The 23,215-nt window shown below is 72.1% G+C and carries 27 protein-coding genes; 10 read left to right on the top strand and 17 right to left on the bottom strand.

Translation table 11 applies throughout. The annotated features are described in order from the left end of the window. Positions 1-88: 88 nt before the first annotated feature. The 5 genes from VFW71_14160 to VFW71_14140 are packed head-to-tail and all read left to right on the top strand — an operon-like array spanning position 89 to position 5,472. A complete protein-coding gene (locus VFW71_14160; GenBank protein ID HEU5003902.1) occupies positions 89-946 on the top strand; it encodes a geranyl diphosphate 2-C-methyltransferase in 858 nt (285 codons plus the stop codon). Positions 947-956: 10 nt separating this feature from the next. After that, the gene (locus tag VFW71_14155) at positions 957-2,234 is read left to right on the top strand and encodes a family 2 encapsulin nanocompartment cargo protein terpene cyclase (GenBank protein ID HEU5003901.1); all 1,278 of its coding nucleotides are present in this window, start codon (positions 957-959) and stop codon (positions 2,232-2,234) included. 25 nt (positions 2,235-2,259) lie between these two features. After that, entirely contained in the window at positions 2,260-3,261 is a 1,002-nt protein-coding gene (locus VFW71_14150) for a DUF4232 domain-containing protein (GenBank protein HEU5003900.1), read from the top strand. 46 nt (positions 3,262-3,307) lie between these two features. Further along, on the top strand, positions 3,308-4,447 hold the full coding sequence (locus tag VFW71_14145) for a hypothetical protein (GenBank protein ID HEU5003899.1): 1,140 nt from the start codon (positions 3,308-3,310) through the stop codon (positions 4,445-4,447). Between the two features lie 20 nt (positions 4,448-4,467). Then, complete coding sequence (locus VFW71_14140) at positions 4,468-5,472, top strand: TIGR03617 family F420-dependent LLM class oxidoreductase (GenBank protein ID HEU5003898.1); 1,005 nt, start codon at positions 4,468-4,470, stop codon at positions 5,470-5,472. Here VFW71_14140 and VFW71_14135 read toward each other — a convergent pair. From VFW71_14135 to VFW71_14125, 3 genes are all read right to left on the bottom strand, one after another. Beyond that, complete coding sequence (locus VFW71_14135; protein HEU5003897.1) at positions 5,469-6,473, bottom strand: hypothetical protein; 1,005 nt, start codon at positions 6,471-6,473, stop codon at positions 5,469-5,471. The two genes, VFW71_14140 and VFW71_14135, sit on opposite strands and share 4 nt — an antisense overlap. Before the next feature lie 369 nt (positions 6,474-6,842). Beyond that, the gene (gene def, locus VFW71_14130) at positions 6,843-7,340 is read right to left on the bottom strand and encodes a peptide deformylase (GenBank protein ID HEU5003896.1); all 498 of its coding nucleotides are present in this window, start codon (positions 7,338-7,340) and stop codon (positions 6,843-6,845) included. Between the two features lie 20 nt (positions 7,341-7,360). Further along, the gene (locus VFW71_14125; GenBank protein HEU5003895.1) at positions 7,361-7,885 is read right to left on the bottom strand and encodes an ACT domain-containing protein; all 525 of its coding nucleotides are present in this window, start codon (positions 7,883-7,885) and stop codon (positions 7,361-7,363) included. 85 nt (positions 7,886-7,970) lie between these two features. Between VFW71_14125 and VFW71_14120 the strand changes: the two genes are divergently transcribed. Then, positions 7,971-8,549 (top strand): M48 family metallopeptidase, encoded by a 579-nt coding sequence (locus VFW71_14120; protein HEU5003894.1) that lies wholly within the window; start codon positions 7,971-7,973, stop codon positions 8,547-8,549. Positions 8,550-8,609: 60 nt separating this feature from the next. Here VFW71_14120 and VFW71_14115 read toward each other — a convergent pair whose 3' ends face one another. From VFW71_14115 to VFW71_14095, 5 genes are all read right to left on the bottom strand, one after another. Further along, positions 8,610-10,085: a glycoside hydrolase family 130 protein gene (locus tag VFW71_14115; GenBank protein HEU5003893.1), complete on the bottom strand. Its 1,476-nt coding sequence runs from the start codon at positions 10,083-10,085 to the stop codon at positions 8,610-8,612. Continuing rightward, positions 10,082-11,107: a glycosyltransferase gene (locus tag VFW71_14110; GenBank protein HEU5003892.1), complete on the bottom strand. Its 1,026-nt coding sequence runs from the start codon at positions 11,105-11,107 to the stop codon at positions 10,082-10,084. Before VFW71_14110 ends, VFW71_14115 begins: the two co-directional genes overlap by 4 nt. Before the next feature lie 10 nt (positions 11,108-11,117). Then, positions 11,118-12,260 carry a glycosyltransferase gene (locus tag VFW71_14105; protein HEU5003891.1) on the bottom strand — a complete coding sequence of 381 codons (1,143 nt, stop codon included), beginning with the start codon at positions 12,258-12,260 and terminating at the stop codon, positions 11,118-11,120. A gap of 254 nt (positions 12,261-12,514) precedes the next feature. Continuing rightward, positions 12,515-13,681 carry a hypothetical protein gene (locus VFW71_14100; GenBank protein HEU5003890.1) on the bottom strand — a complete coding sequence of 389 codons (1,167 nt, stop codon included), beginning with the start codon at positions 13,679-13,681 and terminating at the stop codon, positions 12,515-12,517. Between the two features lie 43 nt (positions 13,682-13,724). Further along, on the bottom strand, positions 13,725-14,741 hold the full coding sequence (locus VFW71_14095; protein HEU5003889.1) for a glycosyltransferase family 4 protein: 1,017 nt from the start codon (positions 14,739-14,741) through the stop codon (positions 13,725-13,727). Between the two features lie 391 nt (positions 14,742-15,132). On the opposite strand from VFW71_14095, the gene VFW71_14090 reads away from it, so the two are divergent. Next, positions 15,133-15,771, top strand: a complete 639-nt coding sequence (locus VFW71_14090) for a TetR/AcrR family transcriptional regulator (protein ID HEU5003888.1) — start codon at positions 15,133-15,135, stop codon at positions 15,769-15,771. A gap of 10 nt (positions 15,772-15,781) precedes the next feature. Here VFW71_14090 and VFW71_14085 read toward each other — a convergent pair whose 3' ends face one another. Then, positions 15,782-16,420: a rhodanese-like domain-containing protein gene (locus VFW71_14085; protein ID HEU5003887.1), complete on the bottom strand. Its 639-nt coding sequence runs from the start codon at positions 16,418-16,420 to the stop codon at positions 15,782-15,784. A 22-nt stretch (positions 16,421-16,442) separates the two neighbouring features. On the opposite strand from VFW71_14085, the gene VFW71_14080 reads away from it, so the two are divergent. Together VFW71_14080 and VFW71_14075 are read left to right on the top strand one after the other, a co-directional pair. After that, complete coding sequence (locus tag VFW71_14080; protein ID HEU5003886.1) at positions 16,443-16,955, top strand: FxsA family protein; 513 nt, start codon at positions 16,443-16,445, stop codon at positions 16,953-16,955. A 115-nt stretch (positions 16,956-17,070) separates the two neighbouring features. Next, the gene (locus VFW71_14075) at positions 17,071-17,244 is read left to right on the top strand and encodes a hypothetical protein (protein ID HEU5003885.1); all 174 of its coding nucleotides are present in this window, start codon (positions 17,071-17,073) and stop codon (positions 17,242-17,244) included. Positions 17,245-17,300: 56 nt separating this feature from the next. On the opposite strand, the gene VFW71_14070 is transcribed toward VFW71_14075, so the two are convergent. Together VFW71_14070 and VFW71_14065 are read right to left on the bottom strand one after the other, a co-directional pair. Then, positions 17,301-17,534, bottom strand: a complete 234-nt coding sequence (locus VFW71_14070; protein HEU5003884.1) for a hypothetical protein — start codon at positions 17,532-17,534, stop codon at positions 17,301-17,303. Positions 17,535-17,580: 46 nt separating this feature from the next. Then, positions 17,581-18,315, bottom strand: a complete 735-nt coding sequence (locus VFW71_14065; GenBank protein ID HEU5003883.1) for a class I SAM-dependent methyltransferase — start codon at positions 18,313-18,315, stop codon at positions 17,581-17,583. 34 nt (positions 18,316-18,349) lie between these two features. Here VFW71_14065 and VFW71_14060 point away from each other — a divergent pair, with 34 nt between their 5' ends. Then, entirely contained in the window at positions 18,350-19,150 is an 801-nt protein-coding gene (locus tag VFW71_14060) for a dihydrofolate reductase family protein (GenBank protein HEU5003882.1), read from the top strand. A gap of 9 nt (positions 19,151-19,159) precedes the next feature. On the opposite strand, the gene VFW71_14055 is transcribed toward VFW71_14060, so the two are convergent. Genes VFW71_14055 through VFW71_14030 form a run of 6 tightly spaced genes read right to left on the bottom strand, consistent with a single transcriptional unit; the run spans position 19,160 to position 23,152 of the window. Continuing rightward, a complete protein-coding gene (locus tag VFW71_14055) occupies positions 19,160-19,513 on the bottom strand; it encodes a hypothetical protein (protein HEU5003881.1) in 354 nt (117 codons plus the stop codon). Positions 19,514-19,523: 10 nt separating this feature from the next. After that, complete coding sequence (locus VFW71_14050; GenBank protein ID HEU5003880.1) at positions 19,524-19,736, bottom strand: ferredoxin; 213 nt, start codon at positions 19,734-19,736, stop codon at positions 19,524-19,526. Positions 19,737-19,741: 5 nt separating this feature from the next. After that, positions 19,742-21,088 (bottom strand): NADH-ubiquinone oxidoreductase-F iron-sulfur binding region domain-containing protein, encoded by a 1,347-nt coding sequence (locus VFW71_14045; GenBank protein ID HEU5003879.1) that lies wholly within the window; start codon positions 21,086-21,088, stop codon positions 19,742-19,744. Between the two features lie 3 nt (positions 21,089-21,091). Continuing rightward, on the bottom strand, positions 21,092-21,640 hold the full coding sequence (locus VFW71_14040) for a ferric reductase-like transmembrane domain-containing protein (protein ID HEU5003878.1): 549 nt from the start codon (positions 21,638-21,640) through the stop codon (positions 21,092-21,094). Continuing rightward, on the bottom strand, positions 21,637-22,602 hold the full coding sequence (locus VFW71_14035; GenBank protein ID HEU5003877.1) for an FAD:protein FMN transferase: 966 nt from the start codon (positions 22,600-22,602) through the stop codon (positions 21,637-21,639). Before VFW71_14035 ends, VFW71_14040 begins: the two co-directional genes overlap by 4 nt. 4 nt (positions 22,603-22,606) lie before the next feature. After that, positions 22,607-23,152 (bottom strand): hypothetical protein, encoded by a 546-nt coding sequence (locus tag VFW71_14030; GenBank protein HEU5003876.1) that lies wholly within the window; start codon positions 23,150-23,152, stop codon positions 22,607-22,609. Positions 23,153-23,215 lie beyond the last annotated feature (63 nt).

Genomic DNA, 23,215 nt, shown 5'->3' with positions numbered 1-23,215 from the left:
GGCCGCCCCCGAATTCGGCCGGGCATAGAGTACCTTTCAGACGGTATGCTGAGCAACCGTCGACCGTCACGGAATGGGAGGACCCGCCATGGCAAGTCCCGGCACCCCGTCCATCGCCCTGACCGACTACCAGCGCAGTGTCGCCAACTACTGGGACACCCATACCAACGACCCTGTGAACCTCGAGCTGGGCCGGGTGGACGACCTCTACCACCACCATTACGGCATCGGGGCACCCGACTTCGGGGTGCTCGACGCCCCCGGGGAGGTGCGGGAGGAACGCCTGGTCCGGGAGCTGCACCGCCTGGAGACCGCCCAGGCGGAGACGCTCCTCGACCGGCTGGGGCGGGTGGTCCCGGGCGACCGCCTCCTCGACGCCGGCTCCGGGCGGGGCGGCACCAGCATGATGGCCGGCGCCCGATTCGCCTGCCGGGTGGACGGGGTCAGCATCTCGGGCTACCAGGTGGACTTCGCCAACCAGCAGGCCGCCCGCCGGGGCTTGGGGGACCGCGTCGCCTTCCACCTGCGCAACATGCTCGACACCGGGTTCCCCGCCGGTGACTTCCGGGCGGTGTGGACCAACGAGACCACGATGTACGTCGACCTCTTCGACCTCTACCGGGAATTCGCCCGCCTGCTGCGCCCGGGTGGCCGGTACGTGTGCATCACCGGTTGCTACAACGACGTCCTGGGACCCAAGTCGGCGGCGGTGCGCCAGATCGACGAGCACTACCTGTGCAACGTCCACCCCCGGAGCACGTACTTCCGGGCGCTGGCGGCGGCCAACCTGGTGCCCATCGACGTCACCGACCTCACCGCCGAGACCATCCCCTACTGGGAGTTGCGGGAGCGGTCCTCGGTGGCGACGGGCATCGAGGGACCCTTCCTGGCCGCCTACCGGGAAGGGAGCTTCCACTACCTCATGATCGTGGCCGACCGGGCGTAGGGGCAGCCCCATGGTCCTGATCGCCCCGGCCCCAGTCCCGCCAGCCCCGCCGATCCCACAGGATCCGGCTGATCCGGCTGATCCGGCTGATCTGGCGAGGCTGGCGGCCGCACTCCTGGCCAGCGCCCGGCGCCCGGCACCGCGGGACCTGCTCTTACCCCCCGGGGAGCAGGCCTCGGCGGGGGGCGCCGGGGCGGCCGCCTCCGCCTCCGCGCCCTCGCTGGCGGACCTGCTCGTGAGCGGGCCGGTGGGGCTCGGGACGGCGGCCTCGCGGGTGGTGGCGCCGGTGGCCCCCGCCCCGCCGGACGCCCTCGGGGAGCCACAACGGGACGAGGGCGGCACCGAGCTGTACTGCCCCCCGGCGGTGCGGGACGACGTCGCCCTCGGCGAGCTGACCAACGAGGCCCTGGTCGCCTGGGCCGGGGAGGTGGGCATCTACCCGGACCAGCTCGACAAGGTACGGGCCGCCAACTTCGGGCGCCTCATGATGCTGACCCACCCGGCCTGTACCGACCCCGACCGCCTCCTCGCCGCCGCCAAGTGCGTCCTGGCCGAGTGGGCCACCGACGACCACTTCCTGGACGACGAGTCCCTGGGGGCCGACGCCGCGGCGATCAGCTCCCGGCTGGGGATCACCTACGCCGCGATCGACCCGGTCGACCTGCCGGCGGCGTACGCCCCGCAGCTCCAGGCGGCCCTGGACGCCGAGCCCGTGGCCCGGGCCTACCAGTCGGCCTTCGAGCACCTGGGCCGCTTCGCCACCCCGACGCAGGTCGCCCGCCTGCACCACGAGCTGGGGATCATGTTCATGGCCTACAGCCATGAGGCGGACTGGCGCCGGTCGGGGCGCACGCCCCCGGTGTGGGAGTACCTGACCCACCGCCACGAGAACAGCTTCCTGCCCCCGATGGTGCTGGTGGATCCGCTGGCGGGCTACGAGGTCCCGGCCCACGAGTTCGCCGACCGCCGGGTGCGCCGGTGCTTCTGCCTGGCGGGGAGCGCCAGCGTCATCCTCAACGACCTCTACTCGATGGCCAAGGAGTCCGACGCCGACTTCGACCTCCCGAAGGTGATCGCCGCCGAGGAGCACTGCTCGATCCCGGAGGCGATCGAGCGGGCCGTGGTGGTGCACAACGAGCTCATGCACACCTACGAGCGGGAGGCGGCCGCGCTGAGTGCGGTCGGCTCGCCCGCCCTGACACGCTTCCTGACCGACGTCTGGGCGTGGCTGGGCGGCAACCGGGAGTGGCACGCCACGACCCTGCGCTACCAGGTCCCGGCGACCTGACTTAGCGGGGGAGCATGATGTCCCCGTGAACCGGGGACGGACGGCCATGCTCATGGTCTTCTGCCTTGCCCTGGGGGCATGCTCGGCGAGGTCCACCTTGGGCGGGGCCACCGACACCTCCGCACCCCCGGGGCGGGCGCCGACCCTCTCGCCGACACCCTCGGCGGCAGCTGCGAGCCCGGCACCCACCGCTCCGGCGAGCCCGAGCCGATGCCACACGGGCCAGCTATCGCTGACGCTTGACGCCCCGACGGTGACCCCGACCACGCAGTACCAGTCCCGTCTGGTCCTCACGAACATCTCCGCCGGCCCGTGCACCCTGGCCGGGTTCCCGGGCGTGGAGCTGACCGGGGACGTGTCCAACGGGTCGAAGACCTACAACCCCATCCGGCAGTCCGAGAGCCCAACGAAGGTGGTGGTCGATCCCGGATTGAACGCGGTGGCGACGCTCACCGCTCTGCCGGGCCCGGACGTATGCGACAACGGCACGCCCTGGGTGCCCTTCCTGATCGACGTCACGCCCCCAGACGAGACCACCCACCTCGAGGCTCCCTGGCCGGAGCTCTCCGTTGACAACTGCCAGGGCGGGGCCACACACCCCGGCACCTACCTCGGGGCGTTCCATCCCGGGAATCTGGCCCCACCCACTCCCGCCGGGCTCAGCGGTGCCGGGCCCTTCGCGGGCAGTTGGAGCCACCACGGCATCGGCCTGCGCATCGACAGCACCGGCTCGGGCACGGCGGACTGGCGCACGTACGCCACCTGCGGTCAGGACCCCCCGCCGTGCGACACGTTCTCGGGCAACCTCATCACCGATGGCGGCCATGCCACGCTCACCGTGACCGCCGCCGGCCCGACAGTGGCGAACGTCCAGATCCTGGACTCGACGGACACCAAGAACGTCCCGCTCGGCTCGACGACCATGACGTTCGACTTTGCGCACCGCCTGGTCTACTGGGCGGATTGGCCCGGGACCGCGTTCTGCGGCGCCGACTCGGTGATCGGCCCGATCACCTGCGGCGCCTGAGGGCCGCCCGATCACCGGGGCTGCTCCACGTGGTCATGATGGTGGCGTGCGCGTGGCGGCCGGGGTGACGCTCTGCATCGTGCTCGGCGCAGCGCTGGTCGTCGGCCTGGCCGCCAGGGTCCGCCCGGACCCGACCCCGGCCGGGCACGCCGCCCCGTCGCCGACCCCGCCCACCCCGCCGCCTTCGCCGGCCAAGACCCAGGCCCGCGGCCCGAGCCCGAGCCCGCCGGCCGTGCAGCTCAGCCCGGCGGCGGTGCTGGCGTTCCCCAGCGCCACCCAGGGGTGGGTGGTCTCCGGCGGGCAGATCCTTGCCACGGTCAACGGCGGCCGGAGCTTCACCGTGCAGGTCGCCGCCGGTACGAAGGTCCGGACCCTCGACTTCGTGTCCCCCGCCGTGGGTTGGGCCGTGTCGGCCGGCGGCCTTCTGGCGACCACCGATTCGGGCCAGAGGTGGGCCACCGTCGGAGCGCCGCCGCAGCCCCTCGGCCAGGTCTCGTTCTGGGACTCCAAGGACGGGCTCGGTCTGGCCACCGACAACTCGCTATGGCGCAGCGCCGACGGCGGCCAGACCTGGACGCCCGTGACCCCCGGGGTGCCCGCCGAGGCGGTGTGCGGGGCCTCGCCCACTGCGGCCTTGGTGGTCGCCGCCGCCTCCGTCTACCACAGCGACGACGGGGGTGCCACGTGGAGCCCGGTCTACCACCTGCCCGGCGGGCCGCCGGCCGGTGCCGGCAGCAGCGTGTCCTGCACCGGATCTGCGGCCTGGGTGGACCTCCGGGTGGTCGTGGCGAGCGGTGGGGTGGGCCAGGTGGTGGTTCGCTCGCTGGATGGCGGCGCCACCTGGGTGCCGGTGGCGGGCGCCGGGGCCGCGCTCCCGGGCGTCACGCCGCTGCATCCCTCGCTCTTCATCGTCCCGGGCCCGCTGGGGCTCGCCGCCCCGGGTGCCGCCTTCTTTTCCGGGACCGCCGCCTCGGGCCTCGCCATTGCGGCGACCACCGACGGCGGCACGACTCTGGCGGCGGCCCCCATCGCCAGCCGGACCCTCCAGATCTCGGCGGTGGCCGACCTGATGTTCGCCGACCCCAGGCACGGCTGGGCGCTGGCGACCAGCGGCCGCTCGGCCTCGCTCCTGCAGACCACCAACGGCGGGGCCCACTGGGGCCAGGTCGCCATCCTTCCCGGCTGACGGCAGGCAGAATGGCGGCCATGCGCTACGGGATGGTGGTCGGGGGGCCGCTGGCGGCCATCGGGCCGCTCGCCCAGGGCATCGAAGAGCGGGGCTTCGACTCGGTGTGGAGCACCGAGACCTCGTCCAACCCGTTCATCCAGGCGGCGCTGGCCGCCCAGGCGACCACCCGGGTGCGCATCGGCACCGCCATCGCCCTGGCCTTCCCGAGGGCGCCGGGCATCGCTGCCATGGAGGCCCTCGACCTGGACGAGCTTTCCGGCGGCCGCTTCGTCCTCGGCATCGGCACCCAGGTGAAGCGGGTCAACGAGCAGCGTTTCTCGACTCCCTTCGAGCACCCGGCGCCCCGCATGAAGGACTACGCCGCCGCGGTCCGGGCGTTCTGGGGCGGCTACGCCGGGCAGGAGCCGGCCCACCGGGGGCGCTTCTACACCGTGACGATGGCGCCGTGGCCCCGCATCGTCCCGCCCGCGCGCCCCTCGGTGCCGATCTACTTCGCCGCCGTCGGTGCCGGGATGCTGCGGGCGGCCGGTGCCGTGGCCGACGGCGTCATCGGCCACCCGATGACCTCCCCGCGCTATGTCTCCGAGGTGGTGCTCCCAGCCATCGCCACCGGGGCCGGCCGCGCCGGCCGGGACCCGGGCGAGGTGGAGCTGGTACAGAACGTGATGGTGTCGGTCGCCAGCGACCCCGCCGTCGCCCGGGCGGAGGTGGCCCAGCAGATCGGCTTCTACGCCACGACGCCCGACTACCGCCCGGTCCTGGACCTGCACGGCTTCGGCGAGGTCCAGCCGCTGCTGCGCCGGGCCTACGCCGAGCGGGACTGGCCCCGCCTGGCGTCGCTGGTCACCGACGAGATGGCCTCCACCTACGCCCTGTACGGCACCGCCGACGAGGTGCGGGACCAGGCCCGGCGCTTCGACGGGCTGGCCGGCGAGCTTCTGCTGGGCGGGCCGTGGTACCGGGTCCCGGCCGGACGGCTCCTCGAGAACCACCTGGCCATCCTGGAGGCCTTCGCCCGCTAGTCCGGCAGCTGGGGGTCGGCCGCCATCCAGGCGTCGATCACCTCGGGCATGCCTCGTTGGAGCGCCCGGCCCCTCCCCAGGGTCACCACTTGGGTGCGCACGACCTGGGGCCGCTCGGTCAGATCCTTATGGGTGTAGCGCAGTACCGCCCGGTCCTGCAGGATGAGGGCGTTCTGGCGGTCGATGTCGTCCTGGAAACGGGCCCGGCCACTGTGGTTGTCCCAGCCGTCGAGTTCGCAGAACATGCTGACGTCCTCCCAGTCGGCGTCCAGCCGCCGGTCCTTCCCGGCCACCACCCGGTGGTTGAACGTGGGCTGCGGGATGTCCCGGACGATGGGGCGGAACATGCTCTCGAGCACGCTCGCCGGCACGCCGCCCTCGTCGCTGCGGGCTTCCATGAGTGCCCGCAATGTCTGCAGGCCCCGCAGGCCCTTGCGCCCCAGTACCTCGAGGCGCCAGGCGATCCGGGAGTGCCTGGCCAGGTCCCTGGAGAGGATGGCGTCCGCCAGCACATCCAGAGCGTCCTCCGCCAGGACGCCGGACATGTCGACCAGGATCCGGGCGGGGTTGGTGGCCGGGAGGACCGCGTCGATCAGCACGCGGTCGGCCGCCTCGAGTTTGGTGGTCGTATGGACGACGACGCCGGCGGGGGTGTAGCGGGGGCCGGCGCGGGGGACCGTGACCTCGGGGACCGTCCTGCCTCCGGGGAGGCCGAAGAGCCACATTGCGGCATAGTGCGACACCACTGCATCCTTGCCGCAGGCCAGGCAGGCGGCCATCAGCTTCTGCCGGGTAGTCACCTGAGCGCTGACCATGCGGTAGACCCCCTCCTGGGCGGGGACCCACAGGCCCCGGTCGAGGCGGCATTGAATGAACCCCCGTTGGGCGCCGAGCTCTTTCACCTGCGTCCGGCTCACGACGCCGTACTGCACCTCCGCCAGCCGAACGATGGCGCGGTCCAGCGATGCTGGGGGACGGCGATCATCTGCGGGCTGGGTCACGCCACAAAGCATGCCGGCGCGGTAGGACAAAAAAGGCCCTATCGCTCGCGCCTCGCGAAAATTTCTGTGATCCGGCGGCCGGTAGGGCCGTCCGGACGGCCCGGAGATACCTGGTGGAGTGATACATCCCCTGGCTGTACCACGCCGCCAACAATGCCCGGGGGTGCCACCGCCGGCCCCTTCCGCCCCCACCCCGGGACGGCCCGGAGATACCTGGTGGAGTGATACATCTCCTGGCTGAACCACGCCGCCAACTATGCCCGGCGGCCACACCCCTCCCGGCCCTCCGCCGGCCCATCACGGCCCCTGGCGGCCGCACCCCCCGCACCCCCCACGGCCCCCACCCGGGACGGCCCGGCAGGCTCGGGCCTAGCGCACCCGCCGCGGGAAAATTTCGGCCGGGGATACCACCCGATCCAGGATCAGGATGCCGTCCAGGTGGTCCACCTCGTGCAGGATCGCCCGGGCCTCGAAGCCGGTCGTCTCGGCCCCCACCGCCTCACCCATGACGGTCAGGCCCTTCACGAAAATGCGGGCCGCCCGGCGGACGTCGGCGGTGATGCTCGGCAGCGACAGGCACCCCTCCCGGCCCAGTTCGGAGCCCTCCTCGGCCACGACCTCCGGGTTCACGATCACCAGGGTGCCGTGGCAGGCGGTCGCCTTGGGGTGGCCGGTGACATCGACGCAGATCACCCGGGCGGAGACGCCGATCTGGGGGGCCGAGAGCCCCACGCAGCGCGGGTGGAAGCGCATGGTCTCCAGCAGGTCGACCGCCACCGCCCGGACGGCGTCGTCCACGGCATCACACGCCGGGGCGATGGCCTTCAGGATGGGGTCGGGGTAGGTCCGGACCGGACGGACGGCCACAGAGCGGCGAAGGGAGTGCGCTACAACTCGGCGGCTTCGGCCGAGCGCAGGGTCAGGGAGACCCCCAGCCCGGCGGCGACTTCGCCCAGCCCGGCCTCCAGCCGGGCGACGTCCGTCGCCGGCGGCACGGCGATGTCGAGGATCAGGGCATAGAGGTCCTCACCCGCCAGGTGGCTGCGCAGGTCGACGATGTTGACGCCCCGCTCCGCCAGGGCGGCGGCCAGCGCATGCACGATGCCCGGCCGGTCCTTGCCGTAGGCGGAGACGACGTAGGGCTCCGCCGGCTCCGGCCCGGTGCCCCCGGACAGCTCCTTCATGGTGGCCACCAGCCCGAAGCGGCTCATCGGCTCCGCCAGGGCCGACTCCAGCCGGGCGGGAGCCAGGCGATCGGGGGCCTCGATGAGCAGGATCATGGCGAACTGGTCGGCGAGGCGGCTCATCGTGCAGTCGGCGAGGTTGCACCCGAGATCCAGGAGCACCCGGGTGAAGCCGGCCACGATGCCGGGGCGGTCGCCGCCGACGGCGGTGATGGTGAAAGCTTTCAACTGGATCGAAACTCCTCGAAGACTCCTCGAAAACTCCTCCGGATTGCGCCGGGATTGTCGTACCCCCGGCCTATACTCCGCCGCGATGACCCCTCAGACGGCAACCCAGACCGACGTCCCACGCCAGCTCGCCCTGGCCGACGCCGCTGAGACCTCCATCGTCCACTCGGTCGAGGTCCGCCGCTCCAGCCGCCGCAAAGCCACGGTCGCCGCCCGGTTGGAGCGAGGCAACCTTATCGTGTATCTCCCGGCCCGCATGTCTGCCGCCGAGGAGGCGGTGTGGGTGGGCCGGATGCGCGAGCGCCTCGAGGCCAAGGAGCGCCGCAAGCGGCTCAACAGAGACGGCGACCTCGAGCGCCGGGCCCGGGAGCTGAACGACCGGTACTTCGGCGGCAAGCTGGCCTGGTCGTCGCTCAGCTACGTCGGGAACCAGAACCACCGCTACGGGTCGTGCACCGTGGGCACCGGCGCCATCCGGCTGTCGGACTCGCTGGCGGGCATGCCGGCCTGGGTGCGGGACTACGTCCTGGTCCACGAGCTGGCCCACCTGGCGGTGCCCAACCACTCGGCCGACTTCTGGGCCCTGGTCAACCGCTACCCGCTCACCGAGCGGGCCCGGGGCTTCCTCATCGCCAAGGGCATCGAGGCCCACGACGAGGCGTAGGGCCCAGAAGTCGGCGGGCCAGGCCCACGCCCGGGCCCGTAGACCCGCACGCCGGGCGTCCTACAGGAGCAGGTCGAACAGCCGGGGAAGGTCCACGACGGCGACACCCACGGCGACGTCACCGTAGCCGTAGGGAAGCACCAGGGCATCGCCGTGCACCAGCCCGCCGCAGGAGTACACCACGTTGGGGACGTAGCCGTTGCGCTCCGCAGCGATGGGCATAAGAAGCGGCTCCCGCAGCCTCCCCAACAGCTTGGTCGGGTCGTGGAGGTCGAGCAGCACCGCCCCGATGGAGTAGGTCCGCATCGGCCCCACGCCGTGGGTGAGGACGAGCCAACCCGCCGGCGTCTCGAGGGGTGACCCACAGTTGCCGATCTGGATCAGTTCCCACGTCCTGGTGGGGCTCTGGATGGGCACCGGGGTACCCCAGTCCAGGCCGTCATCGGACGCGGTCAGGGAGTTCGATTCCCGGTCCCAGCGCGACAGGCTCAGGAACCTGCCGCCGACGCGGCGGGGGAACAGGGCCATGCCCTTGTTCTTGGCGGCGGGCCCGCTGAGTTGATGGGTGCGGAAGACGCGGAAGTCCTTGGTGACCAGTAGCTGGGGTACCACGTGGCTGCCGTCGTACGCCGTGTAGGTGGCGTAGTAGACGACGCCGCCCTCGTCGTCGACGAAGCGCACGAAGCGGGCGTCCTCGATCCCGTGACTCTCCGTCGGCCCCACCGGCACCAGGATCCGCTCGTCCACGGCGGTGTCCTCGGCAAAGGCCACCTCGTAGTTGTTGGCCAGGACGCCCCGCAGCGCAGTGAGGGTGTCCCGGGCAACCTTGCGCCCGGTGAAGAGCGGATTGAGGCTGGCGATCGCCTCCTCCATCGCCGCCTTGGTGAAGCGGGCCGGGAGGGAGTCCAGCACCAGGCGCTCCGTCTCCTCGCCCACGCCCCGACCGCGCCGGCGCTCGAACTCCCCCCGCTCGTACAGAGCCGCTTGCAGCGTCCCCTTCGCCAACAGGCCGGCAGGCTCGTCGATCCGCACCTCGAGGTCGTCCCCGATGACCCCGGTGCGGAACTCGAGGCTGGAGACATGGCCCTCGCCCACCGCCCGCAGGCTGAGCACAAAGCGCACCTCGCCGGGCGCCAACCCGCTCTGGTCCGGGTGGGCCACCATGCAGGGGTTGGTCAGTGCCGCCCCCTCGGGGGATTCCTCATGGGTGAAGTAGGCGCCGATGAGCCGGCGGTGATTCTCGGGCGGCTCATTGCCGGACCCGATGCGGGGGGCCACCGCCTGGTAATGGCGCAGGAAGGTGGCGCCCAGATCCCGGTGGCGGCCGGCAAAGCGTGCCCTGAGGTCGGCCAGGGTGGCCGACACCTCCTCGGCGCTCAGCATCAGCACCCGCTCGATGACCGCGGTTGCCCGGGAGCGATCCTCGGGCATCTCCTCGCCGGGTAGGAACATCGTCGCCAGGACCCGCGAGGAATCCGGCGTCAGCCGGATGGATGACCGGGTGACCAGGGCCGAGGCCTGCTGGGCGACGCTCACACGGTGCTGGGCACGAAGCGGCGGCTCTGCTGCAGCGTCGAGATGAGGGCAAGGGTGGATTCGGCCCCCTGATTGGCGTTGCGGCCGGCGGCGCTGAGGCCGTCGAAGCCGCCTCCGGTGGCCGGGTCCATCATGGCCACGCCGGCGTCGTTGTTGCCCAGGAACCATCCCACCGCCCGCGCGATGCCCTCGGACCAGCGGGTATCCGGCGATACGGTGAAGGCGCGGGCGCAGGCGTCGGCCAGGGCGGCTACCTCAATTGCCTGCTGGTCGAAGGCGGGACGCGGATCTCCCGGCGCCCATCCGCCCACCGGGGTCACAGACAGATGGTCGCAGTGCGTTTCGATATCGAGAAGCCAATCCAGGAGGTCCAGGCCGCGCGCCACCAGCCTATCGTCACCCAGCGACACCCCTGCGGCGATGAGCGCCTCCGGGAAGACCGCGTTGGCATAGGCCAACCGGGGCTCGGGCCACGGCCACGCCGGCAGTCGGGACGACGGCCGGGCGGGTCCGATGGCCTTGACCGCGGCCGCGATCAGGGCAACGGCAGCGGGATCCCCGGGGTGCGCCCGCAGGATCTCGGCGGCCCCGAGGGCGGCGAAGGCCATCGCCCGGGGGGCGTCGGAACGGCACTGGGCGCTCTGGTGGAAGCCCTCCAGGGCGCCGTCGCGGATCCAGGGGTCGGCATGGCTGCCGGCGGCGGTACCCAGGCCCCACAGCGCCCGACCCCACCAGTCTCCCAGGCCGGCTTCATCCTCCCAGCGACGATCGTAGCCCAAGCGGTTGTGGCACCGGCCATCGGGCACCTGGGCGAAGCTCAGCAGGGACAGGTAGCACTCGCCGAGGCGGGCCAGGGAGGGCGGCAACGGGTCCTCACGGCTGATTACCAGCAGGCCGCGGGCAGCATCGTCCACGCAGTAGCCCGTGCCCCGGCGGGGGACCGCCAACCGCGCATGCTCCAACAGCCCCGTATCGTCGGTGAGGCGGATCAGGTGGGCGAAGTTGAGGCTGGCCAGGGTCAAGGGCTGCGGCTCAGGCGACGTTGGTGACGCGCGACTCGATCATGCGGGCGCCCAGTTCCCGGTACTGGCCGGCAACCGCCGGCCAGCCCAGCTGGGGCGCAAGACGGGCGGCTCCCGCGGCCATCCGGGCCTTCAAGGCGGGATCGGTGAGCACCTGCTCCAGTGCGCCCGCGATCGCCTCCGGGTTGCGGTGCGGCACCAGGAGACCCACGCCATCGCTCAGCAGTTCCACCGCATGGGGGAATCGGGACGAGATGACCGGCTTACCCGCGGCGACCGCCTCGATGAGCACCCCGGAGGTCACCTGGTCCGGCGAGTCGTAGGGCAGCAGGATGAGGTCGGCATCGCGGATCACCGCTTCCAGCTCCGCCACGGTGCGGTAGGCCGAGTCGAATTCCACCAGCTCCGAGACGCCGAGTTCGCCCGCCTGTGCGGCCAGCTCCTCGCGGTAGGTCTCGCCTTGGTGCTCCAAGACCTTGGGATGGGTCTTGCCAAGAACCAGGTACCGGGGGGCCGGTCGCACGTGACCCAGGAGTGCGAGGGCGGCAATGGCCCACTCGATGCCCTTGCCCGGGCCCAGGAGGCCCCAGGTGAGAATGGTCGGGCGCTGGGCGTCATAGCGCGGGGCCACCAGGCGCTCGGGCACATGGGCGCCGTGGGGGATGACGGAGGCCTTGGTCATGTCGACCTCGTAGCTGCGCAGCCGCCGGTGGGCCGTCCGGGTCATGGTGACCACGGCGTCGGCCTGGCCGACGACGCGTTCTAGGATCTGGCGCTGGTGCGGGCTGGGGTTCACCAGGACCGTGTGGAGCACGACGATGGTGGGCACCGTCACCTTGTCCAGCAGTTCGAGCACCTCGGCGCCATCGGGGCCGCCGAAGATGCCGTACTCGTGCTGCACGATGGCGACATCGAAGCCGTTCAGGGCTGCCGCGGCGGCGCGACGGCTGGAGGAAGATCCCTTGACCAGGTCCTGGACGACCTCCGGCCGGGAAGGGCCGGAACCGAGCCGGTCGACCACGCGGACCACGCCGACCGCCTGGGGATCAGCGGCGGGTCCGGCGAGATGGGTGCGCAGGGCCGCCGTGAAGGTGGCCAGGCCGCATTCCGTGGGGGGGTAGGTGCTCAAGAGCCCGTAGGTCGCTGCCCTCATAGATGTCCTCCGGTTCGTGGGTCGGGAAACCGGGCCGCGTGACGGCTCCCAGGCTGGGATCCCGATAGGTGGACGAACGAGGCCGCTGCCCCGACACGCTTGTGACGCCGAAGCCGGCGGCCACCGTCGACGGGAATTGCAGCCCTGCGGGCGCAGGCACACCTGCCCGGCGCATTGAAACGTGACCCAGTCGGAAAAATCGATGTCTGGCCCGACTTTTCTTACCGTAGCATACCTTCGAGCGCACTCCGGACTCACCCGACTGCCTCGGGGTTTTCTTCAAGCTTGAGCCCCGCCCGGTAGCGGCCGTAGAGACGGATCAGCTCCTGCCTGCGATCTGCTTGATACTGCGCCACATCGACATCCAACCAGTCTCTCCCGGCAGCGCCTGCCGGTGCAAGCACGGCCAGATTCACCCGGGCGGTCACCTCGGCCAGTGCCGGCTTGGGGGAGCCATCGGCCCGCCACAGCCCGAAGGTGCGCTCATGGGGGGCCAGGTCGAAGGGAGGTTGGTGGTGCAGGGATGGGGCGTAGTCGCCGAAGCACCACAGCAGGGCCCCCATGGCGCCGGCGCGGCGTAGCCCGTCCAGGACCTGCCCCGTGAAGGCAGCGGCCTCCCGCTCCGCCACCAGCGGGAGAAGCCCGTCGCGGCCCGGCGGGATGGTCGGCAGCCCGAACTCTTCGAACAAGACGTCAGCGTCGCCCGCCAGCCAGCGGGTGATCTCAGCCAGGAAGATCACCAGATGATGATCGGTGGGGCCGGCCGCCCACGGCGCGTAGATGGGATAGCCGTGCATCGAGACGAAGTCGCACCACTGGGCGGCTTCCGCCGGGCCGATGGCCCGATCCTCCTCCAGATCCTCCATGTGGGTCCCGATGGTCACCGGGCGCCCCGGGTCGCGACTGCGCAGCGCCCCGGACATCCGTTCCAGCCAGGCCAGGCCGGCGGCACGGTCAGGCGGGACCGTGCAGTTGGAATTCTCATTGCCCAGGTCCCACGCCCACAGCCCGGGATGGCCGGCCAGTGCCCCGGCACACGCCTCCGCCAGCCGCTCCTGGGCAGCTCCAACCTCGGGGTCGGTGTACCAGTTGCGCAGGCCCCGGTCACGGTCCTGGACCTGGCCACCGGCCACGACCCGGAAGCGGAGATCCCGGGCACCCGGCCCGGTTGCCCAGGGCGGGATCCAGTTCACCCCGCTCATGTGACCGGTGAAGAGGGTGACGATGAGTTCAAGGCCAGAGCCCACCGCGGCATCGGCCACGTCGACCAGGTGGCTCAGCGCCGCGGCTCCGACCGTCTCCGGCGAGGGCTGGCAGTCCTCCCAGGGCGGGAAGACCCGCACCGAATCGAAGCCGGCGGCGGCGATCAGCGAGAAGTGCCGGCGGGTGAGGGCGGCATCGTAGTGCCGCAACCAGGCCATGCCCGCACCGGGCGGCAGGTAGTTGATGCCCAGACGGAAGACGTCAGGACGCAGCGTGGACCACCTGGGCGTAGGCGTCGAGGTATTCCGAGACCATCCGCTCCCGGCCGAAACGGGCAACGGCCTGTGCCCGGATGCCCGGACGATCGAGGGTGCCGGCAGCCTCGACGGCCGCCACCGCCTCGTCCCGCGTGGCGACCAGAAAACCGGTGACTCCCGGGTCGATCAGCTCAGGCATCGATCCCCGGGAGAAGGCGATGACCGGGGTGCCGCACGCCATCGCCTCCACCACGCTCAACCCGAACGGCTCGTCGAAGCCGATGAGGTGCAGGAGAGCCGCAGCGGCGCCGAGCACCTCCGAGCGCCGCTCGGCGCCGACCGGTCCCAGGTAGCGCACCCGGATCCCGTCGACGTGCGGGGCCACCTCGCGGTCGAAGTACGCCTGGTCCTGGACGATGCCGGCGATCACGAGGGGCATGCCTGCCCGCCGGGCCACGGCAATGGCCTCGGCAGCTCCCTTGTCGGGATGGATGCGGCCGAAGAAGAGCAGGTAACCGCCCGGTGCCGGGTGTAGCCCGAACTGGTCGGTGTCGATGCCGTGATAGATGGTCGTCAGGTAGTCGAGGCTCGGGTGGCGGTCGGCGTCGCTGATCGCCACGTAGCTGGTGGTCCGGTTGTAGCGCTGGTACACCGGGACGATCCTGGGCGAGGAGAAGCCGTGGATCGTGGTGAGCACCGGCGTGGAGACCAGGTCGCTGTAGGTGAGGGGCAGGAAGTCGAAGCTGTTGTGGATCAGGTCAAATTCCCCCGCCCGCTCGAAGGCGTGGGCGATGTGCAGGCATTCCGCCACCTTGGGGTCCACGGAGGGATCCTCGGACCAGGGATGCGCCACGACGGAATCCAGTGTGGCCGAGGTGACCGAGTCTCCGGTGGCAAAGAGGGTGACATCCACGCCCCGCGCCACCAGACCCTCGACCAGGAGGGAGGCAAAGAGTTCCCAGGGGCCGTAATGCCGGGGAGGCACCCGCCAGGAGATCGGGGCCAGGAGGGCGACCCGCAGCGGGGGCGGGCGCCGGCTCATGTGGTCGAGCATTCAAAGCCCCCGGGTCCGCCCGGGGGCTCTGCAGGCCGGCAGGCATCCGGCCGGGGTGATTCAGTGATCCTTGTTGCCCACGAGCGGGTAGGAGTGACGGCCCGCGGCTTCGCCATCTGCGGCGGTCTCCACTGCCCCGTGATGGGGGATGGTGTTGGTGCCGACGACACGCATCACCGTGGGGTACTGCGTTTGTTTCCGGCCAGCCGCAACGTCTGCGTCCGAGTTCGTGGGAGTCATGTCTGTGCTCCTCCAGGAAGGAAACGAGACCGTCCCGTTTCGTAATTGCAGCGTACCACGTTTGTATAGATACGTATCGTTTCCGTATCGTATAGGCTCCTGTCGGGAGCCCAAGGTCATGACCGAGTCACTGCAGTCGCCCGCGGTTCGGCCCCCCGGCCGTCCCCGCAATCCGCAAGCAGAACAGGCGATCCTCGATGCGACGCTGGAACTGCTCGCTCGGGATGGTTTTGGCCGGCTGAGCGTCGAGGCGGTCGCCGCTGAGGCGGGGGTGGGCAAAGCCACCATCTACCGGCGCTGGGCATCCAAGCTGGAACTGGTCCTGGCCGCCGTCCGCCAACTCTCCGACCACCCCCTCCCCACCCTCACCACCGGCACCACCCGGGACGACCTGGTGACGCTCCTGCGCCACGTCATCGACGCCCTGAGCACCAGCATCGCCGGCCGCATCCTGCCCGGGCTGGTCGCGGAGACCGCCCGCAGCCCGGAGCTGCTCGGTGTGCTGCAGGCCTTCTGGATCACCCGCCGCCAGTTGATGCTCCAGGTGCTCCGCCGGGGCTGGGCGCAGGGCGATCTGCCGGACAATATGGATCACGAACTGCTCGCCGACATGCTGTACGGGCCGGTGCACTACCGCTTCCTGATCAGCGCTGCCCCACTGGGGCCCCAACTCGCCGACGACCTGGTGGATGCGGTGATGCCCCGACTGAAGCCTCCCCGACCGCCCTGGGCGCCACCGGGTCCCACCGAGCCGTAGCCGGTGGTGCCTAGGCCGGCCCCCCGGCCCGGAATACCGACGCCGGGGCCACCGGCGGCCTCTCCCCGGCGTCCCGGGTGCGCACGAAGGTGAGCTTGCTGAACCCCAGGTGCTCCAGGATGCCGATGGCGGCCGAGGCCCAGACCCCCCAGCCGGCCAGCACCCCCAGTGGCTCGCCCGGATCGAGCTCGCCCGAGCGGGTCCACAGCTCCTCGGCCGGGATGCGGGCGGGGGGCTGCCAGGTGGCCTCGACCACGGTGCCGGGGTCGGCGACGTGGACCAGGGCGAGGTCCCGGGGGGCGTTGGCGAGCGCCATCACCGGGGTGCCGCCCGGTGCACCGGGCCAGGCCTCGACGCCGCCGGCGAGGTAGCCGACCACCTCGAACCCCTTGCCCCGGAAGGCATCGGCCGCCTTGTCGAGCGGCGACGACCCGTCCTCGAGCAGGATCACCCGGCTGTCAAGCGGCAGCAGGTCCCGGGCGCGCCCGCCCAGGCCCGGGCCGGCCTCGTACAGCAACGGGACGCTGCCGACGATGTGGCGGGACAGGTAGGCAGGCGGCGGCCGGAGGTCGACGATGATCCCCTCGGTGCGCAGAAGGTGTGCCACCCGGTCGGCAGAAATCGCCCGAAGCCCCGTCGCGGTGGTCATGGAGCGGTACGCTAGCAGTGTCATGGCTCTCCTCGCGTTCATCCTTGTGGTCATCGCCGAGGTGTCGTCGATTGTGTGGGTGGCGCACCACATCGGCGTGCTGATGACCCTCGCCCTGCTGGTGGGCGTCAGCGTGGTGGGAGCCGGCTTGGCCAAGCGGGTGGGGCTGGAGGTCTGGCGCCGGTTCCGGGCCACGCTGGCGGCGGGCGACGTCCCCACCGGCGAGGTCTTCGACGGGGTGCTGGTCCTGCTGGCCGCCGCCCTTCTGGTGATCCCGGGCTTCATCACCGACATCCTGGGCCTCGCCCTGCTCCTCCCGCCGGTGCGCTCGATGGTGAAATGGCTGTTCTGGCGGCGCATGCGGCGGCGGCTGATCGAGGTCACCGAACGCTCGTGGGGCAGGGTCGGCGGCCGCATGGGCGGGGGCCTGGGGGCCTCCCGGGGAGGCCCGGTGCGGGTGGAGGCGATCCGGGTGGTGGACCGCCCCAGCGGCGGATCCAGCGAGCCCGGCACGAAATCCGGCGAGGGGAACTAGTACGATTGGCGTCTAGACCGCTCTGGAAGAAAGTGCTAGATTTCTTAGCTGACATCGCGAGTTCACTCCCCCGTTCGGACGCCCGAGCGCAGCGGGGCAGAAAGGGGTTTCATCGATGAGGCAGCTCTACATTCAGGAGCCGTGGGCGAACCTGGGGTACGAGTCACAGCAGCAGATCCTGAATGACCTGATGATCCGGATGCAGGTCCTGGAGGCCCGCATCCGCCAGCTCGAGGAGTCGGTCCCCACCACGGTCCGCCTCGAGGATCCCGTTCCTGTAGGGAACTAGCTCCACCGGCCGCCAGGCCGACCACTCCCCAAGTCTCGCCACACCTGCGTGGTCCCCTATGACCGGGACTGCGCGCGCCGTTCCGGGTACGGGGCGTGCGCCCAGGCTGCCGGAGCGCGCCGGTAGGAGGCCGCCCGGCGCCGGACATCGTCCGGCCAGCCGGGGTGGCACGGGATGCCGAGCTCCGCGCAGACCGCCGAGGCCGCCTCCACGGATGCGACCACCGAGCGCACCCACTCACCTGAGGGCGCCACCACGATGAGCTGGGCGGTGTGGGCGCCGATTGGCATCGCCACCCCCTCGGAGCCCGGGTGGGCGGTGGCGAAACGCCGAGCTTCAGCCCCGCTTGCGGGCGATGCCATAGAAGCCGAACCCGGCCCGCCGCCCCCGGGTGTGCGAGGCACCACTGGACTCCAGGCGCCCGGCAACGGCCCTCCAGGCCAGCTCCACCCATGGCCCGCCGAACGAATAGGCGATGAGCGCCGTGCCCCGGGGGCGCAGCACCCGAAGGGCCTCGTCGCAGAACGGCGGGGCGTTGTGGCAGATCACCAGGTCGAAGGCATCGTCGTCCAGGTCCAGCTGGGCGGCGTCCCCCACGGCAAAGGTGATGTCGAGACCCTCCTTGGCGGCGTCGGCCCGGGCGATCTTGACCATCTGGCGGGAGAGGTCAATGCCGAGGACGTCGGCGTGCGGGTACTGCTTCTTCAGCCGGCGGGCAGCGAACCCGGTGCCGGTGGCCACGTCGAGGATCCGCTGCGGCGAGCCCCGCAGGTCCAGCAGGGCGATCTCCAGCGCCTCGCCGTAGCCCTCCAGGGCAGCGAACTCGTCGTACAGGGGCGAGGCGAGGGAGAAAAAGTTGGCCGATAGCTTCGAGGTCCAGGCCAGGCGGTCGGGAGCGGCGGCGAAAGCCAGCAGTGCCGGGGCGATGCCGACGGGGGCCCAGGACAGGAAGGTGCCCCGCCACGAGGAGGGGTTGAGGATCTCCGGCAGGCCCCCGGGTGACCCGTTGGCGGACTCCTCCTCGTCGTCGCCCAGGCCGTAGGCGGCAGGGTCCAGAGGGCGCTTGCTCATGGCCTGATGCTACCCGTCAAGATGGCGGCCCACGATGGAGCCCCTGGAAGTCCTGTTCGACGCCGATGTGGGTGGTCCCCTGCCGCCCGCTCTGGCCGCGCTGTACGGCGGCGGGCTGGCGATCGCCGGGCGCACCCTGTACGCCAACTTCGTGCAGTCGATCGACGGCGTGGTGGCCATCCGCTCGGTGCGTTCGCCCGGGGCGCTGATCAGCTGCCATAGCGAGTCTGACCGCTTCGTCATGGGGGTGCTGCGGGCCGCCGCCGACGCCGTGCTGGTCGGAGCCGGCACCCTGCGCGATGCTCCCGGGCACCGGTGGGTGGCGCCGGTGATCTACCCCGAGCTGGCCGCTGCCTTTGCCGGCTGGCGCTCCAGCCAGGGCCTGGCGCCTGAGCCCCGCCTCGCCGTGCTGACCGCCAGCGGGGCACTGCCGGCGGCACACGTCGCCCTGAACGGGGCCCTCATCCTCACCACCGAGGGCGGGGCGGCCGTCGTGCCGGGTGAGCTGGCCGACCGCAACGAGGTCGTGGTCCTGGCCGGCGGGGAGGCCGTCGGCGTGGCCCCGGCCCTGGGCGAGCTCCGCGCCCGCGGCTTTGGCCGCATCCTGACCGAGGCGGGGCCGGCGGTGACCGCCCAGCTGCTGGGCGCCGGCCTGCTGGACGAGGTGTTCGTCACCCAGTCGCCGGTGCTCGTCGGCGGCGGCGGGGGCGAGGCCCGCAGCCTGGCCGGGGACCCCCTGGTCCCGGGCGGTCTCAAGAACCCCTGGGAGCTGCGCAGCGTGCGCCGCCACGCCTCACACCTGTTTCTGCGCTACCGCCTGCCGGGGCCGCGCTGAGGCCGGACGTCAGCCGCGGGGCAGGGTCGGGTAGTCCCCGCCGTCGTTGCCCCACATCGGGTGCTTGCGGAACAGCCCACCCCACTCGACCTTGAAGGTGGGCTCCACCGAGTAGTCGGGCAGCTCGGCGATCTCGTCGGGGCGCAGGTCGGTGAACACCCGCTCGGTGGTGATGCGGGTGACCCGGCTGGCGTGTACCTCCAGCATGCGGCCCCCGTGGCCCACCACGATGCCGTGGAAGATGTCGGTCGCCTCGTCGCCCAGCAGGGACTCGGCCGGGCCGATCTCCTCCCCGCCGGCGTCCAACACCGGTGCCCGGTAGGGGGTGGCGGGCCAGGCTACCGGGGTCTCGTCATCGCTCATGCCCTCTGTTCTACCCGCTCTTGCGCAGGTGCAGCGCCAGGGCGGGGCAATTGGTGATCGCCCACTTTGCTTGCGGCAGCAGGGTCGCGGGCACGGCGCCGGGCCGGATGATCGGGTAACCCCAGTCGTCGAGGCGGACCCATTCGGGCAGCAGCTGGGCGCAGATGCCATGGCCGGTGCAGGCGATGCTGTCCACGGTCAACACTTCTGATTCGCAGGCCATCTCGTTTACCTCCTCGGTCCGGGTACGGGGATCACGCGGCCGCCGAGGCTGCCCCGGCACGGACGGCGGTGCAGGTGAGCGTCGGCATCGGCGGCGAAGATGCGCAGCGCGCTGCGCAGCAGGCGCACCGCCCCGTCCGGGTGCTTGCAGGCGCCCCGGCCCTCGATCTCGCCGCCCCAGCGCTGCAGCCGGCCCAGGCCCTGGGCCGGGACCGGCCCGTGGGCCAGCGCCGCCGCCTCGGCCGCGAGGGCGGGGAGGCCGAAGGCGCACGGGCCGCACTGGCCGGCCCCCTCGGCGGCATACCACCGAAGGACGGCGGCGGTCTCGGCCAGCCCGCACGCCCCCTCGGGCAGGACGATCAGCACACCGGCGCCGGGCGCGGCCCCCAGGGGGGTGAGGCCGGCCCGGCTGAGGGGGGCGCTGAAGCCTGAGGCGGGGACCCAGGTGCCGAAGAAGCCGCCCACCAAGGCGGCGGCGGCCGGGGTGGTGGGGCACGCCTGCTCGATGATGCGCGCCAAGGGCGTGCCGAGCGCCACTTCGGCCACCCCGGCACGGGCCACGGCGCCGCTGACCGAGACCAGCATCGTCCCGGGCTCGTCCGGGCTCCCGGCCGAGCGGAACCAGGTGGCACCCCGGGTGGCGATCTGGGCGACGTGGGCCAGGGTCTCGACGTTGTTGACCAGGGTCGGTCGCTTGGCCACCCCCCGCTCGAAGGGCCGGGGCGGGGAGGCGGTGGGGAGGGCCGCTCCGCCGTTCAGGAAGTGGACCAGGGCGGACTCCTCTCCGGACACGTAGCCGGGGGGCGTCTCAACTACCTGGACCGTCACACCGGAGCGCTCCACCCGGGCCCGTTCATCGAGCGCCCGGCGCAGCGCAGCCACGGCGGCCGGGGCGGTGCGGTCCACCCCGATGAGGACCTGGTCGGCGCCCACCGCGGCGGCGGCATACAGGGCACCGTCGATGATCAGGTGGGGCTGCACGGTCGCCAGCAGCTTGTCCTTGTAGCTGGCCGGCTCGCCCTCGGTCGCATTGGCCACGACGATCGGTCGTGCACGACCCGATGCCACGCTGCGCATCTTCGTGGCCGTGGGGAAGCCGGCCCCGCCCCGCCCCCGCAGTCCCGCCCGCTCGATCTCGTCGATCAGGGCGGTCAGCGGCCGGCTGGTGGCCGCGGGCGGTGCCGGGTAGCGGGTGCGGTGTTCGGCGAGGCTTGTCCAGCCGCCGCCCGGCGGGAGGTGGGCCAGCAGCCGGAATCCGTTCTCCGCTGGGGCCGGGGGGCGGGTTCCACCATTGGTTCCAAAATTGGCGGGCGGGGCGCCCGGGCGGGTGCGGAAGTCGAGGGCGGTGGGCATGGCTCAGGCACTCCTCAGGGCCCGCCGCCCGGACAGTGCTGCCAGGCGGAGGGCGGTCAGGGCTGTCACCCCGGCGCAGACCGCCACCACGCCCCACACCAGGATGGGGGAGTGGCGGTCGGTGCCCGCAGTGAGGGCGTGGATGGTGGTGAAGACGAACAGCGGGAAGCTGAGGAAGTGGGTCGCCCGCCACACTTGGGGCGAGATCCTCGTGCGCAGCAGCGAGGTGATCTCCAGCGCCGCGAGCAGGTAGAGGCCGACGATGCCCCAAGCGACCGCACCGGGATGCCACGTGCCGGTCATGGGGATCAGGACCTCGGCCAGGCCGAAATGGACGTAGGTGTCCAGCAGGATCGTGACCACGTGGACGCCGGTGAAGATCAGGGCGCCGGCCCCAAGGAAACGGTGCAGGTCGAGGAACCACGCCGGCTTGCCCAGCCGGGCAGCGAACCGGGTGGTGATCGCCAGGCCCCACAGCACCGAGGCGGCGAGGAGGGCCCAGGCCACCAGCCCGCCCGAGCGGGCTGCGTACCACCACAGCTGGGAGTTCATAGCCGCACCTCCACACAGTTGGGATCGGGATGGGGGTCGAATAGGGGAGCGGGTCCAGGGTCGGGCAGGAGGAACTGGTCGAGGGCGAAGGTGGTGAGCACGGCGTCCTCGTCGGTGACCAGCAGCCCGGCGGCACCCATGCGGTCGAGGACCACGGCCCCGGCCTCGGGGCCAGCCAGGAACACCGACTTGGCGAGCATCTCGGCTTGCCAGGCCTCGGCGGCGACGACGGTCACCGTGGCCAGGCCGGTGTCGGCGGGGGTGCCGGTGCGGGGGTCGATGAGGTGGTGGGCGCTCGTGCCGCCGGGGTTGGTCCAACGCCGCTTGCGGCGGCTCGAGGTGGCCACCCCGCCCCGGGCGAGGCCCAGGAGCGGCCCGGGCTGATCGGGGATCGCATCGACGCCGATCACCCAGCCCTCGTCCTCGTCGCCCGGCCCGTGCCCGGCCACCTTGAGGTCGCCGCCCACGTTCACGCACGCCCCCTCGGCGCCGGCGGCGAGCAGCTCCCCGACGACCATGTCGGCCGCCAGGCCCTTGCCGATGCCGCCCGGGTCGAATCCGACGCCGGCGGGGAGACGCACTGTGCCGGCCGCGACCCGGATGCCCCCGGCGCCGAGGCGCAGCTCGGAGCCGGGGAGCGTCACTTGCACGGCAAGGCGCTCGAAGCTGGTGGTGTAGCCCGACCGGAGGACGTCGCCCAGCACGGTGGGATCGCAGGCGCCGTCGCTCAGGTGCCAGGCCCGGACCGCGGTCTCCACCAACTGCACGGTTTCGGGCGACACCGCCAGAGGTGCGCCGCCGGCGGCGTTGAGCCGGCTGATCTCGCTGTCCGGGCGGAAGCGGCTCCAGAGGGCCTCGAGGTCGTCCAGCCGGTCGCGGGCGGCCTCGGCGAGGCCTGCCGGCCCGCCGACGACCACCACGGTGGCGTCGGAGCCCATCACCCGGAAGTCGAGGCGTTCCATGGCGTCAGCTGGCGAAGGTCCGGGTGGTGGGCCGGGTCACGGTGGTGACGGTGGGCGCGGTGACCGCTGGTGCGTTGGAGACCACGGGTGCCGTGGTGGCCGGAGCAGCCGCTACCGGGGCGGGAGCGGCGGCCGTTGTGGGGGTCGTGACGACCGGAGCCTTGGTGGCTGGGGCGCTGACCACCGGTGCCCGGGTGATGGGGGCGCCGACCACGGCCGGCCGGGGGGCAGTCACCGCTGCCCGGGTGGCCGCCGGCGACGGGATCGCCGCCGCCGGGATGTGGACCGTCACGGGGGCAACTGTCGGGCTCGGGGCGGGACGTGGGGAGGGCGCCACCGCAGCGGAGGCGCTGGCGGGTTGCGCAGGGGTGGCGGGCTGCGTCGAGGCCGCGGGGGTGCCCGATCCCGGGTGGGCGGCAGCCAACCCGGTGACCATCCCGGCGAAACCGCCCAGCGACAACATCGCCGTGACCAGGCGGGCCTGTTGGGCGGCGTGGCGCCGGAGCAGGGCGGGGCGGGTCGTCAGAGGGGCGGGACGCTGCCCGGTCACCGGCTGCCTCGGCTGCAGTGGCTGACGCGGCTGCAGGGGCTGGGCTCCCCGGCCGGGGCCGGG

The sequence above is a fragment of the Actinomycetota bacterium genome (assembly GCA_035765775.1).
GTDB lineage: Bacteria > Actinomycetota > CADDZG01 > JAHWKV01 > JAOPZY01 > DASTWV01.
This window is presented reverse-complemented; position numbering and strand designations above follow the sequence as displayed.

Excerpts from the sequence above, each read along its gene's own strand:
- VFW71_14160 (HEU5003902.1), top strand. The coding sequence starts at position 89 with ATGGCAAGTCCCGGCACCCCGTCCATCGCCCTGACCGACTACCAGCGC.
- VFW71_14155 (HEU5003901.1), top strand. The coding sequence starts at position 957 with ATGGTCCTGATCGCCCCGGCCCCAGTCCCGCCAGCCCCGCCGATCCCA.
- VFW71_14140 (HEU5003898.1), top strand. The coding sequence starts at position 4,468 with ATGCGCTACGGGATGGTGGTCGGGGGGCCGCTGGCGGCCATCGGGCCG.
- VFW71_14120 (HEU5003894.1), top strand. The coding sequence starts at position 7,971 with ATGACCCCTCAGACGGCAACCCAGACCGACGTCCCACGCCAGCTCGCC.
- VFW71_14105 (HEU5003891.1), bottom strand. The coding sequence starts at position 12,260 with ATGAGGGCAGCGACCTACGGGCTCTTGAGCACCTACCCCCCCACGGAA.
- VFW71_14100 (HEU5003890.1), bottom strand. The coding sequence starts at position 13,681 with ATGGCCTGGTTGCGGCACTACGATGCCGCCCTCACCCGCCGGCACTTC.
- VFW71_14090 (HEU5003888.1), top strand. The coding sequence starts at position 15,133 with ATGACCGAGTCACTGCAGTCGCCCGCGGTTCGGCCCCCCGGCCGTCCC.
- VFW71_14085 (HEU5003887.1), bottom strand. The coding sequence starts at position 16,420 with ATGACCACCGCGACGGGGCTTCGGGCGATTTCTGCCGACCGGGTGGCA.
- VFW71_14080 (HEU5003886.1), top strand. The coding sequence starts at position 16,443 with ATGGCTCTCCTCGCGTTCATCCTTGTGGTCATCGCCGAGGTGTCGTCG.
- VFW71_14075 (HEU5003885.1), top strand. The coding sequence starts at position 17,071 with ATGAGGCAGCTCTACATTCAGGAGCCGTGGGCGAACCTGGGGTACGAG.
- VFW71_14070 (HEU5003884.1), bottom strand. The coding sequence starts at position 17,534 with ATGCCAATCGGCGCCCACACCGCCCAGCTCATCGTGGTGGCGCCCTCA.
- VFW71_14065 (HEU5003883.1), bottom strand. The coding sequence starts at position 18,315 with ATGAGCAAGCGCCCTCTGGACCCTGCCGCCTACGGCCTGGGCGACGAC.
- VFW71_14060 (HEU5003882.1), top strand. The coding sequence starts at position 18,350 with ATGGAGCCCCTGGAAGTCCTGTTCGACGCCGATGTGGGTGGTCCCCTG.
- VFW71_14055 (HEU5003881.1), bottom strand. The coding sequence starts at position 19,513 with ATGAGCGATGACGAGACCCCGGTAGCCTGGCCCGCCACCCCCTACCGG.
- VFW71_14050 (HEU5003880.1), bottom strand. The coding sequence starts at position 19,736 with ATGGCCTGCGAATCAGAAGTGTTGACCGTGGACAGCATCGCCTGCACC.
- VFW71_14045 (HEU5003879.1), bottom strand. The coding sequence starts at position 21,088 with ATGCCCACCGCCCTCGACTTCCGCACCCGCCCGGGCGCCCCGCCCGCC.
- VFW71_14040 (HEU5003878.1), bottom strand. The coding sequence starts at position 21,640 with ATGAACTCCCAGCTGTGGTGGTACGCAGCCCGCTCGGGCGGGCTGGTG.
- VFW71_14035 (HEU5003877.1), bottom strand. The coding sequence starts at position 22,602 with ATGGAACGCCTCGACTTCCGGGTGATGGGCTCCGACGCCACCGTGGTG.